This is a genomic window from Isoptericola croceus, from assembly GCF_029382255.1.
Taxonomy (GTDB): Bacteria; Actinomycetota; Actinomycetes; order Actinomycetales; family Cellulomonadaceae; genus Isoptericola; species Isoptericola croceus.
Genome location: NZ_JARLLG010000263.1, coordinates 1 through 272, shown reverse-complemented (window position 1 = coordinate 272; position 272 = coordinate 1). Strand labels below are relative to the sequence as shown.

Below are 272 nucleotides of genomic sequence, written 5' to 3'. Positions count from 1 at the left end.
CATGAGAGGAGGAGAATTAATTAAGGATGATATGATTTGTTGGATGCATGAGAGGAGGATGAGGAGATGGATGGATGGATCAGACGTCGACGACGCAGGCGGCGGCTCGCTGGAACCTGAAGTAGCCGTTGCCGCCGCCGGAGTTGGAGCCGTAGCTTCCCCGGCCGTCGTTGACGATGAGCAGGGCGGGGCACCTGACGCGGAGGTGGTAGTGTCCGGTGATGAAGGCGCCGGCCTTGTAGCGGATCCAGCCGTCGACGCGGATGGTGCCG

The 272-nt window shown here is 61.0% G+C and carries 1 protein-coding gene; it reads right to left on the bottom strand.

Translation table 11 applies throughout. From position 1 onward, the window contains the following. Positions 1 to 79 precede the first annotated feature (79 nt). Positions 80 to 272: hypothetical protein (locus PZC42_RS24685; RefSeq protein ID WP_277214151.1), on the bottom strand; the 193-nt coding region annotated here is incomplete at its 5' end.